This window comes from Rufibacter glacialis, assembly GCF_008271745.1.
GTDB classification, from domain to species: domain Bacteria; phylum Bacteroidota; class Bacteroidia; order Cytophagales; family Hymenobacteraceae; genus Nibribacter; species Nibribacter glacialis.
Window position 1 is genome coordinate 390605 of the sequence record NZ_VKKZ01000022.1, and the last position, 14973, is coordinate 405577.

Here is a 14973-nt window from a genome sequence, read left to right on the forward strand (position 1 = left end):
CTATCTCTATTACATATTTCTAATCGTGTTTCTCAAAATAGCCCCGAAATGTAAAAGGTGGGACAAGGCCATTTGCGAAACAGCAGTGGAATGTCAGAGTACCCAGTAAGTCTGTGCGAAAACAAAGCGATGTTGTCGCCTTCTCAAATAAGTTCCGTTCGGCCTTAAAAACTTTCCTTCATTATTTGGACTTGATCTAAATAGATAGTTAGTTTGCTGCTGTTTAGAAGAAATCTAAATAGCGGTGGCGCTGGCTGACGAGTGAGGCGCCCTGTCGCATAAAAAGGAAAGCACCTGATAAGTTGGGAAAGCGCCTTTGATTAACCAATCCCTCTGTCATGCTTAAAAATATTACCCTTTATAGCTTTCTCTTACTCTTTACCCAGATTGTTTTCGCCCAACGCCATACATCCCTCATAAAAGGAACCATCACCCAGGAAAACGGAGCTCCCGTTGCCTACGCTACTGTTGCCTTGGTAGGAACCGCCTACGGCACCTCTACCACCGAAAACGGATCTTTTGAGATCAAACCCTTGGCAGAGGGTCCATACCAGATTAGAGTATCTATGATTGGGTTTCAGACGATAGACCAGAAGTTCCAACTGCAGGGAAACCAGGAACTGGAATTATCCTTCGCCCTGAAGCCTGTTACGAATGAAATTAAGCAGGTAGAGGTCTTTGGCGAACGGCAGCGGCAGCCAGACAAGTTAGATGCCATCACCCGCCTTCCCTTGAAACCCATTGACCAGATCCAGTCCATTTCAGTTATCTCTGACCGCCTGATAGAGCAGCAAGGGGCCTTGACGGTAATGGATGCGGCCCGCAACGTGCCAGGCGTGTACACCTATGCCACCTATGGCGGGGTGCGGGAAAGCATTTCTTCGCGCGGATTCAGAGGAATCCCTACCCTTAAGAACGGCGTGCGCGTGCAGTCAGACTTCAGAGGTATGGGCTTTGTCTCTGATATGCAGGGCGTGGAAAGCATCCAGGTCTTAAAAGGCTCCAGTGCCGTGACCATGGGTGCCGCCACCGATTTAGGCGGCCCGGGCGGGATTGTGAACGTGGTGACCAAAACGCCTAAGTTTGAAAATTCCGGCAACGTGTCTATGCGCGTGGGCAGCTTCGGTTTGGTACGGCCAACCTTTGATGTGCAGAATGTCCTGAATGAAACCGGCACGGTGGCTTTCCGGCTGAACGGGGCCTATGAAACCGGCGGCAAGTACCGGGCACACATGATGAACGAGTCGTTCTACATCAATCCCTCTCTGGAGTGGCGGCCGAATGCTAAAACCACCTTCACCCTGGAGATGGATTACCTCAATGACAACCAATCCATTGATGCGGGTACGGTGAACATGTCGGTGGGCAATGTGGCGAACCAGATCTTTGACATCCCCCATGACCTGAACCTGGGGTTCAAGTCAGACATCCAGATGGTGAAGCACACCACCTACGCCGCCCGCTTCAAGCGATACCTGGATGAGAACAACAAACTCTACGTGCGGGGTGCCTATTTCCAGTCTGACTACGACCAGGATGCCATCAGAACCACCTTGACGGCGCTACCCAAAGTTGATGGCGTGAACACAGATCGCCTTACCTTCTTCAGACGGTCCATCGGGCATAACCAGACCCGCGTAGACAAAAACAAAGTCATTCAACTGGATTTGGTGGGCGACGAGGTAGTGACAGGCCCGGTGCGGCACACGTTCCAGGTAGGCGTTGATTTCCGGACGACGGATCTATATCAGCCTACCTTCAACTCTATCGCCATTCCCGGTCAGATCAATATCCTGGACCCTGCCACCATCTCCAATGAACTGCCGGCTGGTATCCCCAATTTTACCTCAACCGGCGGCACTCAGAGCAATGATACCAGAATGGGGGTGACGGCGCAGAATGTGATCCATGTGGCTAATTGGATGAAAGTATTTGGAGGCATCAGGTACAGCACGAACCAAAGCAGCACGCCCACTTCGGCCCTAATTAGCCGGGCCAGTTACTGGAACCCTTTGGCAGGAGTGATGTTCACGGTGAAACCCGGCTTGAACGTATTTGGCTCTTATACCAACAGCACTTCCCCGGAAAGCACCACTCAACTGGATGAAGCGGGCAATACCTTCGGGAATTCTACCATTGACCAGTGGGAGACGGGTCTGAAGTCTGAATGGCTGAACCAACGCCTGCGCTTCAACCTGACCCTGTACCACATTGAGGAGAAAAACATTATCCAGCAACTGTACGGGGCCGACAACCAGCCTGTCCTGGTGAACGGAAGAACCGTCTTTCGCCAGGCCGGAGATGATGTGCGCAAAGGCGCCGAGGTGGAATTGACCGGCCGCTTGCTGGAGAACCTGGAGATGATCCTGGGCTATTCTTACATTGATGCCCGGTTCCAGAACACTCTGGTGAATGTGGAGGGCTCAGCCCCCAATAACACCCCCAAACACACTTACAACGCCTGGGCCAACTATCGGGTGAATTCCGGTGCCTTGAGAGGAGTGAACGTAGGTTTGGGCGTGTACCACCTGGGCGAGCGCCCTTACAATGACTGGACGCAGGTGGGCTACCTCACCCACGGCGTAGACACCAGTAAAAAGCCCTGGTACAACAAAGCCTATACTACCTTGAATGCGCAGCTAGGCTATGACTTTGCCCAGCATTGGGGCGTGCGGGTTCTGTTCAACAACATCACAGACGCCGTGGGGTATGATGCCTACCGCACCAGCTTTATTGACCGCATTCAACCCAGAAACTTCTCCGGTACGGTAACCTACCGTTTTTAAGTAAGGACGAAGAAAAACAAAGCGTAACGGCTGCCGGTGCTTGGGGACCGGCAGCTTTTCTGCCAAAAATTAAAAACTAACCGCAAAACACATGAAAAAGGGGTTCACCTGGCGAAAATTATTCAATGACATCCACCTGTGGCTGGGGCTGGCCAGCGGTCTGGTGCTGTTTGTGGTTTGCCTTACCGGCACCATCTTCACCTTCCACACAGAGATAGAGGAAATGCTGGAGCCGGAAAAATACAAGGTGGAGGTGCCGGCCAACGCCGTAGCCCTCTCGCCGGATGTGCTCATAGGCCAATTGCAGGCCGCCCAGAAAGGCAAAGTAACCGCGCTCCAGATTCCGCAAGACCCGGCCAAACCCTACCGGCTTACCCTTAAAAAAGGAGAGGGGGGCAAAGGCGGTAAACCCGAAGGAGCCAAAGCCAAAACCGGGGAAGGCCCTAAAGCCGAAGCTGCTGGTCCTGTTGCCGGGAAAGGCGGTAAAGGGGGCAAGGGCGGCCCTGGCGGCGGACGAGGCACCACTTACCTGGTGAACCAATATACCGGCGAAGTAAAAGGAACCACTGAAGGCCCCGCCCATGGCTTTTTTGAGGCCGTGGAAGGCCTGCACCGGACCTTGCTGGTGAAGCGTGAATCAGGGGAGCTGAACCCCGGTAAAATCATTGTAGGCGCCTCTACCATTATTTTCGTGTTCATCATCTTGACCGGACTGGTGATCTGGTTCCCCAAGAAGCTGAAGAACTGGAAGCAGGGACTCAAGGTGAAAACCAGCGGCAACTGGAAACGCATCAACCATGACTTGCACAACTCCCTTGGGTTCTATTCCTCGTTTCTTTTGTTGATCATGGCCTTGACAGGACTATGCTGGTCTTTTGACTGGTACCGCCAAGGAGCCAGCGCCGTACTGGGAGACCAGATCTTCAAGCAGCGCTCTGAAAAACCAATGACCTCAGATCTGGCTGCCATTTCCAACCAGAAACCGGGGTTGTCTCAATTGATCCAAACCACCAACGGCCTCTTGCCCTATGAGGGCAACTACCGCATCACCTTGCCCGCCGATTCTGCCGCTGCCGTGGTGCTGAGCAAAACCCAGAGCGGCTTCTTCGCGCTGTCAGCAGCCGACAAGGTGCAGTTAGACCAATACACCGGCCAGCCCCTGAAGGTGGAGAAATTCGCCGACAAGAAGTGGAACGAGAAAGTAGCCGCCTCTGTCAAAGCCTTGCACCTTGGTGATATCTTCGGGACTTTCTCCAAGATCATTTATTTTATCTGCTGCCTCATTGCCACCAGTCTGCCTATCACCGGAACCCTGATCTGGTGGAACAAGCTCAAAAAGAAATCCAAACAGCAACAGGTGCCTACCCGGCCTGCTGTCACGTCACCCGCTGTTTCCCAGGTATAGCCAAGCAGCAGCAATTTTGGGGCTGTTTTCAGAAAACGGCCCCAAAAACCCCACCGACTGCCTAATGAAAAGCGGGTGCCGGTAAAGGTCATCTAACGTCGCATGAAAAAGGGCTTAAACCATTGGTTTAAGCCCTTTTTCTATTCTAGGTACAAGGAAAACTAACTAAGTATAAGGACAAAAATAACCTACTTTTCATTGTCACCCTGAAAGGATCATATGGGCGAACTAGAAAGGTGTTCCAGAATTGTCCTTGCCGTCCGCTACCTATATCCTTTCAAGATGACAAAATAGGAGAGACCAATTAGCTCCCTCGATGTAAAATTGCCATTGAGTTTAAGCCGCCTTTGTTGGTGTTTTCACCAACAAACCCAAAGGAGGGGCTATTCTGCTTGTTGGTGAGAACACCAACAAGGGCAAAGAAAGCGGGGGTCGGAAAGGTTCATCTAACGTCGTAAGAAATAGGGCTTAAACCAATGGTTCAAGCCTTTTTTCTTTGGTTTGGTACTGGAACTAAAATAACCATGCCTTTTTTCTTTGTCATCCTGAAAGGATCTTGTGGGCGAACTAGAAAGGCTCTTTTGAACCGTTCTTGCCGTTCGCTACCAAGATCCTTTCAGGATGACATAATAGGGGAGACCAATGGCTAACCTTGATGCAAGGTTAACCACTGGGTTTAGGAGCAGTTATTCCTAAAACAAGCCCTAAACAGCTTCCTAAGACGGAATAGTGGTTTTCAGGAACTGCGGGGCTTTCCGGTTTTTGGAGACTTGCTCGTAGGCGAAGGCCATGCCCAGCAGCTGAGGCTCAGAATACGCGCCGCCGAAGAAGGAGATGCCTACCGGCAAGCCTTGCACCTGGCCCAGGGGAACCGTGATGTGCGGGTAGCCAGAGATAGCCGCCGGGGTAGAAAGTCCGTAACCGGTAAAGGAATCGCCGTTCACCAGGTCAATGCACCAGGACGGACCGTAAGTAGGGCCAGAGATGGCATCCAGGTTGTGCTCTTTCATGATCTGGTCAATGGCGGCCTGGGAACCGGATACCTGTTTCTTCACCGCCTCCTGGTATTCCTTCGTGTTCAGGTCGCCCAGTTTTTCAGACATTTCCAGGATTTCCTGCTTGAAGAAAGGCATGGAGGTGGCCTCGTGCTGCTTGTTCCATTCAATCACGTCCTTCAAGGATTTAACCTGGGCATTGGCGGTGGCCAGGTACTTGTTCACCCCGTCTTTGAATTCATACTGGAGAACCTTGAAACTGGAGCCCGAGACTTCCCTGATCTTTTTCATGACCTCCACTTCCACAATGGTGGCACCTTTGCTCTTCAATTGTTCTAAGGCCTGCTGCAACAGGGCGTCAATGGCCACGTGGCCTTTCAGAAAGGATTTCTCCACCCCAATCCGTTTGCCCTGCAGCGCATTGGCATCCAGGAAGCGGGTGTAGTCTTTGTGTGCTTTGCCGGTGCTTTCCTTAGTGACAGCATCCTGGGCATCAACGCCTGCCAGTACGCCCAGCAGAATGGCCGCATCGGTGACGGTGCGGGCAATGGGACCAGCGGTATCCTGGGTGTGGGAGATAGGAATAATACCGGTTCTGCTTACCAAGCCCACGGTAGGTTTGAAGCCCACCACGCCACTTACTGCCGAAGGGCAGACAATAGACCCGTTGGTTTCGGTGCCTACGGCCACGGCGCAGAGGTTGGCAGAAACGGCCACGCCTGACCCAGAACTAGACCCGCAGGGCGTGCGGTCCAGCACGTAGGCGTTTTTGGTTTGCCCGCCCCGGCCGCTCCAGCCGCTGGAAGACTCCGTAGACCGGAAATTGGCCCATTCGCTCAGGTTGGTTTTCCCGATCAAGACGGCACCTGCGGCCCGTAATTGACTTACAATGAAGGCATCTTTGGCGGCTTTGTTATCGGCTAAGGCCAAAGCCCCCGCCGAAGTGCTCATTTTGTCATGGGTGTCTACGTTGTCTTTTACCATGACCGGAATACCGTGTAACGGGCCGCGTACCTTGCCTGCCTTGCGTTCCTGGTCCATGGCCTCGGCAATCTGCAGGGCGTCTGGGTTGACTTCAATGACCGATTTCGTTTTGGGGCCATTTTGGTCTACCGCTTTAATGCGGTCCAGGTACAGTTGCGTGATAGCCTTGGAAGTAAGTTCACCGCGCTGCATTCTGCGTTGCAGGTCAGGGATGGTGGCCTCATTGAGCGAAAAGGTTTCCGGGCCGGTTTCCGCAGCAGAGGCGGATTCTGCTTTGACCTCATTTCCGGTGGAGGAGGTGGCGCAGGCGCCTATTCCCAAGGCTGAAAAAGTTATGCCGGCCAAAGAGCCGGTTCTTATGAAATTCCGTCTGTTCATTCGTTTGGATTTTGTAGAAAGATACTTCAAACAGGGCATAAATGAAATGCTTTCTGCCGGTGTTTGTACGGTAAATTAAAGTGCTTTTTGATGGGCGAAGGCCCCAGAAGAGGAGTTTTTTCCCGGAGAAACAATAGATTTACCGGGCTAACGGTCCCTTGCGTATGAAACAGTTCCCGCTACTTCTACTTCTGATGATGCTCATGGTATCTACAAGCCCGGCCAGTGCCCAGGAACGGAAACGGCTTCGTGAATACGGAGCCAAGATTGGCGTGCTGCCTACCGGCAAAGAAAACGCGATCACAGACGTGGCCGGGGTGCTGGTGGGGCAGGTGACACTCCAACAAGGCCAGCAGGTACGCACCGGGGTCACCGCCATTCTTCCGCACGCCGGGAACTTGTTCCAGGAGAAAGTGCCGGCGGCCGTGTACGTGGGCAACGGGTTCGGGAAGTTGGCCGGCAGTACGCAGGTGCAGGAACTAGGCAACCTGGAGACGCCCATCATCTTAACCAATACTTTGAGCGTGGCCACCGCCATGCACGCCGTGATCACGCACACGCTGCAACAACCGGGCAATGAAAAGGTGCAGTCGGTGAACGCGCTGGTAGGGGAAACGAATGACGGCGGCCTGAACGACATCAGAGGGCGGCATGTCACGGAGAAACACGTGCTGGAAGCGATCAGAAAAGCAGCGGCCGGACCCGTGGCAGAAGGCAATGTGGGCGCGGGCACTGGAACCATCTGCTTTGGGTACAAAGGCGGCATTGGTACCTCGTCCCGTAAACTACCTGCCAATCTGGGCGGCTACACGGTAGGGGTGCTGGTGCAATCCAATTTTGGGGGGGTGTTGCAAATTGCCGGGGTGCCGGTAGGGCAGGAACTGGGGCGTTTCTCTTTCCGGCAGCAGATCCTGGAAAAAGCCGACGGCTCCTGCATGATCGTGGTGGCTACCGATGCGCCCCTGGATGCCCGTAACCTGGAGCGCCTGGCCAGCCGCGCCATGCTAGGCCTGGGGAAAACCGGTGGCCTTGCCTCCAACGGCAGCGGCGATTATGTGATCGCCTTTTCCACGCACCCGGGCCTGCGCGTTCCGTATGAAACCAAGGATAAAACCCAGACCATGACCCTGCTGCGCAACGACGAGATGTCTTCCTTGTTCATGGGCGCCATAGAAGCTACTGAGGAAGCCATTCTCAACTCGTTGTTTAAAGCTGAGACCACCATCGGCAAAGATAAAACCAAGGTAGAAGCTTTGCCCCTTGATAAAACCATAGACCTCTTAAAGAAACACCATGTCCTCAACCCATAAACTGTACGCCTACCTGCACGAGGAGATTTTGCCCCTTGAAAGCGCCTATTTGCACGTCAGCGACCTGTCTATCCAACGCGGGTACGGAATCTTCGACTTCTTCAAAACCCTAAACGGCCAACCTCTTTTCCTGGAAGAGTATCTGAACCGGTTCTATGCCTCGGCCTTGCTCATGGGCTTGCAGGTGCCCCTCTCTGAGGAAGAATTGACGGCTACCCTTACCCAATTGATCCAAATGAACGGGCTTATTGATTCCGGGGTGAAAATGATTTTAACGGGCGGCTACTCGGCGAACGGGTATGACCCCGGCCCGCCCAACCTGATCATCCTCCAGCAGCCGCTCACCATGCCCTCAGAAGCCCAGCTGGCCACGGGTATCAAAGTGATCACCCATGACTATGTGCGCGAGTTGGCAGCCGCCAAGACCATCAACTACACGGTGGGCATCCGGTTGATTCAGCAGATCAAAGCAAAAGGGGCAGATGATGTCCTGTATCACCAGAACGGCGTGGTGTCTGAGTTTCCGCGCAGCAATTTCTTTCTGGTGAAGGAAGACGGCACCTTGGTTACCCCCGCCCGGGAAATCCTGCACGGAGTCACCCGCAAAAACGTGCTGGAACTGGCCAGAAAGAAATATAAGGTAGAGGAAGGCACCATAACCCTGGAGGATATCGCCCAGGCAAAAGAGGCGTTCATGACCAGCACCACCAAACGCATTCTGCCCATTGTGGAGGTAGACGGCAAATCAGTAGGCAACGGAAAGCCCGGCACCGTTTCGCTTGACTTGCTCCAGGACCTGATCGCTTTGGAAGAAGCGCAGATCAGGGCTTTGTAGCCTGAGGAGAATTTCCTGCAGCCCACTTTTAGTGAGCTCTATTTAGAAAAGCATATGAACTCTAAGTTAAAGAACCTACCTGATTGAATGCCCAAAGGAGAACCAGAAACGCCTCATAAACACTCCTCTTTAGAGCTGCGCTCGCTGCCTTAAACTCTCGTTTGGGCAATCCTCAAGGGGAGAATCTACTAATTTGACGAAGTCCCAAAATGCCCCTTGGTTTAGAGGCTGTTTTCAGAAAAACAGCCTCTAAACCAAGGGGCATTTTGAATAGAAGGGCCTTTCTGCTTTGAGACTGCGTTATTTCTTCTGTACCGCTTGCACAATGGCCTGCAGAGCGGGCTTGGGCTGGTAGTTGCGGTCGAAGATCAAGGGGTAGCTGGTGCGGCCTTTGATGGGCCAGTTGTTCAGCCAGGAGTCCGCGTCAGTCACGCCCCAGAACGTTACCCGGCTAATCTTGTCGCGGTGCTTGTGGAACAGGGCGAAGATCTCAGCGTAACGCTTGGTCAGTTTCTGCTGCACCTCATTGGGCAAGCCGGTGGTGTATATGTTGTATTTCTGGTCAAACTCAAAGGTAGCGTCAATGTCGGCGCCCTGGCGGTTGCTGGGGTTGGGCAGCACGTCAATGTCCAGTTCGGTGATCATTACCTTGCCCAAAGCCGAGAATTTCACAATGCTTTCCTCAATCTGCTGGATGGAAGGGTGCTCCAGGCCATAGTGCCCCTGCATACCGATGCCGTCTACTTTAAGTCCCTTGGCTTGCAGGCTTTTGACCAGCTTTACGGCTCCATCGGCTTTGGCCGGCTTCCACATGTTGTAGTCATTGTAGTACAGCTCTGCTTTGGGGTCTGCTTTGCGGGCAGTTTCAAAGGCTTTGGCCAAATACTCTTCACCGGTGATCTGGTGCCATTTGCTTTTGCGGAGAGTTCCGTCATCGTTCAGGGCCTCGTTTACCACGTCCCAGCCGTTGATCTGGCCTTTGTACCTGCCTGCCACCGTCATGATGTGTTCTTCCATGCGCTTGAGCAGTTTGTCTTTGGTGACCGGTTGGCCGGGTTGGCTTTCAAAAACCCAGTCTGGGGTTTGTTGGTGCCACACCAGGGTGTGCCCAATGATGAACTGCTTGTGTTTCTTGCCCAGCGCCACGTAATCATCGGCGGGTTTGAAGTTGTATTTGTCTGGCTGCGGGTGCACGTTGCCCCACTTGAGCAGGTTCTCTGGGGTGATGGTATTGAAGTGCTGGGCAATGATAGCCTCGGCCTTGGGGTCTTTGCCCGATGCCTGTTGGTAGTTGAGGGCCGCGCCCACGTAGAACGCGTCTTTGAAGACGGTCTTGAGCGAAGGTTCTGCCCGGCGGGTCTGGCTGGACACGCAGGCCAGAGAGGCAAGGGCCACGCTGGCTGCTAACAAAATTCTACTTTTTCTCATGGAATAATACGTTTTCAGCTATATGATCATTGAATAAAGTCAGAAGGGTGACCCAGGAAGTAGTCCAATGTTATCCTTCTGTTAAAAATGCCTCAGGTTTGGTTTTCTGCCCATTTTCAGAAAAAAGCCTCAAAATAAGGGATGCCCGGGTCATCCTGCCTTAGAACCCGATGGAGTTTCCGCCGTCTACGGGTAACACGGTGCCGGTTACATAGCGGGCGCCTTCGGTGGCGAAGAAGTACACGGAGTCAGCCACATCTGCCGGCGTCCCGAATTTGCCCATGGGCGTGCGGCCCAAGGCTTTGTTTTTGCGTTCAGGGTCACTGTCCATGGCTTTCGCCGACATGGCGGTGGCGATGAAACCCGGGGCCACGCAATTGATCCGGAGGCCCAGCGGCGACAGTTCAGTGGCCATGGCCCGGGTCATGCCCTCAATGGCAGATTTGGAGGCGGTGTAGGCAATCACCTTCGGGATGCCGTACTGGGAGGCCATGGAACTGATGTTCACAATGGCGCCTTCGCCGTAGGGAAGCATCACCTTGACCACTTCGCGGCTCAGAGAGAAGACAGCGCTCACGTTGGTGAGCAGAATGCGCTGGAAATCCTCGTCTGTCACCTCCACCAGAGGTTTTTTCATGTTCACACCGGCGTTGTTCACCAGAATGTCCAGTTGGCCGTGCTCCTGCGCCAGCCGTTCCACCAGAGCCGGAATCCCGGCCAGATGGTTCAAGTCAAAGGCTTCGGTGATGCAGAGCGGACCAAAACGCTCCCTGGTTGCCTGTAGTTTCTGTTCATCCCGGCCAATGACAATGGTTTTGATGTTTTCCTGGATGAATTTCTCCACAATTGCCAAGCCTATTCCTGAGGCGCCCCCGGTGACAATGGCAGTTCTGGTAGTTGGAAGCGGAGATGGGGTTATGTTTTGCATGGTGTCTGGGTTAAATGCCCGGGGAGAATTTGGGCTCTATTTTCATATACTCCTCTAAAGTGCCCTGCGGCTTCTCCAGTTCTTGGGGAATGGGTCTTTTGGAAAACGTCTGGAAGTACAGCAGGCAGGCGTCTCGCCACCAGCGGGCATCTTTCTCCTGGATGGCCAGGTATTGCTTCACTTGGTGGTGCCGTTCCTTGTCCACCTGACCCGCCAGGGAATCCCAGGTTTTCTGCATGGTGCGCACCGAGTCCACGCCCCCGGAGTAGCGGTAGCAGAGCTCGTCCCAAAGGGTGCGGCCAGATTTGGTTTTAGCGTCCCAAGCTACGTGGTGGAACCAAAGCAGGAACTCTTCTGGGCAGGTAGCCGGGTTTTGCCACTGGGCCTGCACCTCGGGTGCGTACTGCGACAAAGCGTTACTGCCGGTTTTGGTGCGGTCAAAACCTATCCCTTTCTCGGTGGCGCGGTGGTAGTATACGGAGGTCCAGTCTGCCCGGGGTTTGTCTTTGATCCAGGGACCCGGACCGTAATGGTGGCTCCAGCCCATGAGGTGGTGCAGCCCCATGGGGGTCATGTAGTTCACCACCGCTTCGCGGGAACCCATCATCATTTTCCTAACGGCGGGTACCAAGGAAGGTGAGCTGGAGAAGGTCATCTTGATCCACTCGTCGGCGATGGCTTCTGAGGTAAGGTCATAATCCCAGGCCAACCGCCCGAAGGCATACCAGTTGGCTTGCCCAAACGGGTGGCTGGTCCAATTGATGTCATTGCCAATGTTGGCCACGCCGGCCATGCCGGAAATGGGGTGGCGGTCCAGGCTGCCGTCCACCACCTTGGCTACGGTAGAGCCTTTTCCTTTGGCGTAGGTGTCTGCTTCCAGGGTTTCTTTGAACATAGGGGCCAGATAGGCCAGGTGGGTGCCCTGCCCCAGGTATTCCTGCGTGATCTGGAACTCCATCATGAGCGGCGTCTTGGGCATGGCGCCAAATAAGGGGTGAAACGGCTCGCGGGGCTGGAAGTCAATGGCCCCGTTTTTCACCTGCACCATCACATTTCCCTTGAAGGTGCCGTCCAGCGGTTTGAACTCGGTATAGGCTTGTTTGTGCCGGTCATCCGGTACGTTGTTGTCATAGACGAAGGCCCGCCACATCACAATGCCACCTTTGGGCGCCAACACCTCGGCCAGCATGTTGGCCCCGTCAGCGTGGGACCGGTTGTAATTCTGTGGGCCCGGTTGCCCTTCAGAGTTCGCCTTTACCGTAAAACCGCCAAAATCAGGCACGTAGGTGTAAATCTCGTTTACTTTGTTTTTCCACCACTCCTTTACCTCGGGGTTCAGGGGATCAGCGGTTTTGAGTTTGCCTAATTCAATGGGGGAACTGAAACGGGCCGTCAGGTAGACTTTGATGCCATAGGGCCGGAAAACGTCTGCCAGAGCCTTGACCTTTTTCAGGTACTCAGGCGTAAGCACGAGGGAGTTGGCGTTCACGTTGGTCAATACCGTGCCGTTGATCCCAATGGAGGCATTGGCGCGGGCATAGTCTAAGTAGCGCTGGTCTATGTAGTCAGGGAGTTTGTGCCAGTCCCAGATGGAAAAGCCGGCGTACCCGCGCTCCACGGTGCGGTCCAGGTTGTCCCAGTGGTTCAGGATGCGGAGCTTGGTTTTGGGGCTGTTGCTAACCTTCAGGTTTTGGATGTCCTGTTGGGTCTTCAGCAGCCGGAGGAGATGGAAGGTGCCGTACAGCACCCCTTTTTCGGTGTTGGCCGCAATAACGGTATAGCTTTTTCCCTTGTGTTTTTGCGAAAGAAGCAGGAAACCCTCTTGTCCCACTTCCTTTAACTGAGGTTCCAGAGAGAGGTCTTTGACGAGGGAAGAGGTAGCCGGCGTGCCCGCCACTAAGGCAGCTTTTTTCGAAACCGCGCCTGAAACGGCCACCTTAGAACCCAGCAACCCGGTCAGAGCCATCTCTAATTCCTCTTTCACCACCGTGAGGGTAGGGGAGGCGCCCTGCACCACCACCTGTCCCAGGCTTTTCCTGTACTGTTGCAGCCGTTCTTTGTCCTGCACCAGATCATACCGTTGCCATAGCCGGTAGCCATCTTCGGCTTGGGCGTTTCCCTGGCAAAAGAACAGAAACAGCAAAAAAGCGAAACGGAAGAGGTGGGTCTTGCTCATATGAATAGGCGAATGGTGTCTGATGTTGAAAGAACCTAAAAGCTGTTTAAGGCCTCTTTTGGCTGAAACAAGCCCTAAACGACTCTGCTGAAGGGTTTTCTTAGCACTAAAAAGAAGTAAGTACCCACTGGGCGCCCTGGCACAATTGCTCTTGGCTTAGGAAAGCACTGCTTTCTTTTTGGTGTTGCCTACCTTGCTTCGCACCGAGGATTCCCGGATGATCAACTCGGATCTAAGGTTGATGGTGTTGCTGGGAATCCCTTCCACGGTGCCGGACATCTGCATGAGCAGTACCCTTACGGCTACCTCGCCCATTTCCTGGCCGGGGTAATTGACCGTGGTCAGGTTGGGTTCCACCACCCGGGAGATGGCGTCATTGTTGAAACCTGCTATAGCAATGTCTTTAGGCACTGAGACACCCGCTTGTTTCAGGGTTTTAAGACAGCTTACCGCACAAGTGTCATTTGACACGAACACGCCATCTGGCATAGGATTCATGGCCAGGATCTTTCTGGCCGCCTCCTCGCCCGCCTCCTCACTCAGGTTGTTGATCATGATGTTACGGTCATCATACGGCAGGTCATGGTCCACCAAGGCATATTTATAGCCTTTGAGTCGGTCTGAGTACACGTTCCTGTTCAGGTTACCGGTAATATGGACGATGTTGGTGCAGCCTTGCTCAATCAGGTGCGAGGTGGCCTGGTAAGCGGCCTGCAGGTTGTCTATCACAATGCTGGTGCAGCTTGGGTGCTCGGCCACCCGGTCATAGAAAATCACGGGAATGCCTTTGTTGATGATACTCTGGAAGTGGTCCAGATTCTCGGTTTCATACGACAAGGACACCAGCACGCCGTCTACCCGGCTGTTGAACATGGTTTTGGCGTTGGCGATCTCCTTCTGCAGGGTCTCCAGGGACTGGCTGATGATGAGGTTGTAGCCCGCGTCGTTGGCTACTTTCTCCATGCCAGACAGCACCGAGGACATGAAAGGGCTATTGAGGCGGGGGACAATCACCCCGATGGTATTGGTATGTTGCTTTCTTAAGTTGCTGGCGAACAGGTTGGAACGGTAGCCCATGCGGGCGGCCGCCTCAGAGATCCTTTGTTTTGTCTTCTGGTTTACGGCAGGATGGTCATTCAAAGCCCGGCTTACCGTGGTAGGCGACAGGTTCAACTCCCTTGCAATATCATATATGGTGATGTCTTTCTCCATGCGGCAAAAATCGTTTGGAAACAAATGTATGAAATCGGTTTCAATAATAATAGCGTTTTATGCATTTCAGGCCTTCCAAGCCCTTTCCTTGATTTGGTGCCAAGGTATATTCAAATGTAGCGAATTCTGACTTGAAATAGGATGAAGTCCTGGTAAATCATGACATAAATAGGTTTAACGCCATGTTTTGGGTAGAACTGGTGTGGTTTTTCAAAGTTATACAACTTAGTTGAGGGTAGTTTGATTCAAATTTTTCAAAAATACTTGCTCATTATGATGGTATTTTTTTGAAATAACTTATGAAATCGGTTGTAATATTTGAAAATAATATCCAAGTTTGTAAAGGCAGGAAGGGAAACCAATCAGTTCCTCCTTATAGAGCATCGGAAGACGAAAAGGAAGACACTTCCATAATCCTTCTGGCAGCCTAAAGTAGGAGGGAGGTTCTTCTGCCTTGTGAAGAAGATTCAAGCCAAGGCTCTTTCTAAGATAGGAGGGTTTTTCTTGGGGAAGCTTCCTTTAAGTGTTCCTTCTGG

9 protein-coding genes are annotated in these 14973 nt (G+C 53.1%); 4 read left to right on the forward strand and 5 right to left on the reverse strand.

The genetic code is table 11. The features are described 5' to 3' along the window. Positions 1-338: 338 nt before the first annotated feature. Positions 339-2786, forward strand: coding sequence for a TonB-dependent receptor (locus FOE74_RS15380; RefSeq protein ID WP_149099510.1), 2448 nt, complete (start codon positions 339-341; stop codon positions 2784-2786). A gap of 91 nt (positions 2787-2877) precedes the next feature. Continuing rightward, positions 2878-4191, forward strand: a complete 1314-nt coding sequence (locus FOE74_RS15385; protein WP_149099511.1) for a PepSY-associated TM helix domain-containing protein — start codon at positions 2878-2880, stop codon at positions 4189-4191. A gap of 716 nt (positions 4192-4907) precedes the next feature. Here the strand turns inward: FOE74_RS15385 and FOE74_RS15390 are convergent. Beyond that, on the reverse strand, positions 4908-6548 hold the full coding sequence (locus FOE74_RS15390; RefSeq protein WP_149099512.1) for an amidase: 1641 nt from the start codon (positions 6546-6548) through the stop codon (positions 4908-4910). A 164-nt stretch (positions 6549-6712) separates the two neighbouring features. On the opposite strand from FOE74_RS15390, the gene FOE74_RS15395 reads away from it, so the two are divergent. Together FOE74_RS15395 and FOE74_RS15400 are read left to right on the forward strand one after the other, a co-directional pair. Next, positions 6713-7858, forward strand: a complete 1146-nt coding sequence (locus FOE74_RS15395) for a DmpA family aminopeptidase (protein WP_149099513.1) — start codon at positions 6713-6715, stop codon at positions 7856-7858. Further along, a complete protein-coding gene (locus FOE74_RS15400) occupies positions 7842-8693 on the forward strand; it encodes an aminotransferase class IV (RefSeq protein ID WP_149099514.1) in 852 nt (283 codons plus the stop codon). Before FOE74_RS15395 ends, FOE74_RS15400 begins: the two co-directional genes overlap by 17 nt. Positions 8694-8993: 300 nt before the next feature. On the opposite strand, the gene FOE74_RS15405 is transcribed toward FOE74_RS15400, so the two are convergent. From FOE74_RS15405 to FOE74_RS15420, 4 genes are all read right to left on the reverse strand, one after another. Next, positions 8994-10121 (reverse strand): endo-1,4-beta-xylanase, encoded by a 1128-nt coding sequence (locus tag FOE74_RS15405; protein WP_149099515.1) that lies wholly within the window; start codon positions 10119-10121, stop codon positions 8994-8996. Positions 10122-10281: 160 nt separating this feature from the next. After that, complete coding sequence (locus FOE74_RS15410) at positions 10282-11049, reverse strand: SDR family NAD(P)-dependent oxidoreductase (protein ID WP_149099516.1); 768 nt, start codon at positions 11047-11049, stop codon at positions 10282-10284. Positions 11050-11059: 10 nt separating this feature from the next. Next, on the reverse strand, positions 11060-13225 hold the full coding sequence (locus tag FOE74_RS15415) for an alpha-glucuronidase family glycosyl hydrolase (RefSeq protein ID WP_149099517.1): 2166 nt from the start codon (positions 13223-13225) through the stop codon (positions 11060-11062). Between the two features lie 156 nt (positions 13226-13381). Then, a complete protein-coding gene (locus FOE74_RS15420) occupies positions 13382-14437 on the reverse strand; it encodes a LacI family DNA-binding transcriptional regulator (RefSeq protein ID WP_149099518.1) in 1056 nt (351 codons plus the stop codon). Positions 14438-14973: the final 536 nt, after the last annotated feature.

What these genes read in the sequence shown, in the direction of transcription:
- FOE74_RS15380 (WP_149099510.1), top strand. Translation starts at nt 339, where the DNA reads ATGCTTAAAAATATTACCCTTTATAGCTTTCTCTTACTCTTTACCCAG.
- FOE74_RS15385 (WP_149099511.1), top strand. Translation starts at nt 2,878, where the DNA reads ATGAAAAAGGGGTTCACCTGGCGAAAATTATTCAATGACATCCACCTG.
- FOE74_RS15390 (WP_149099512.1), bottom strand. Translation starts at nt 6,548, where the DNA reads ATGAACAGACGGAATTTCATAAGAACCGGCTCTTTGGCCGGCATAACT.
- FOE74_RS15395 (WP_149099513.1), top strand. Translation starts at nt 6,713, where the DNA reads ATGAAACAGTTCCCGCTACTTCTACTTCTGATGATGCTCATGGTATCT.
- FOE74_RS15400 (WP_149099514.1), top strand. Translation starts at nt 7,842, where the DNA reads ATGTCCTCAACCCATAAACTGTACGCCTACCTGCACGAGGAGATTTTG.
- FOE74_RS15405 (WP_149099515.1), bottom strand. Translation starts at nt 10,121, where the DNA reads ATGAGAAAAAGTAGAATTTTGTTAGCAGCCAGCGTGGCCCTTGCCTCT.
- FOE74_RS15410 (WP_149099516.1), bottom strand. Translation starts at nt 11,049, where the DNA reads ATGCAAAACATAACCCCATCTCCGCTTCCAACTACCAGAACTGCCATT.
- FOE74_RS15415 (WP_149099517.1), bottom strand. Translation starts at nt 13,225, where the DNA reads ATGAGCAAGACCCACCTCTTCCGTTTCGCTTTTTTGCTGTTTCTGTTC.
- FOE74_RS15420 (WP_149099518.1), bottom strand. Translation starts at nt 14,437, where the DNA reads ATGGAGAAAGACATCACCATATATGATATTGCAAGGGAGTTGAACCTG.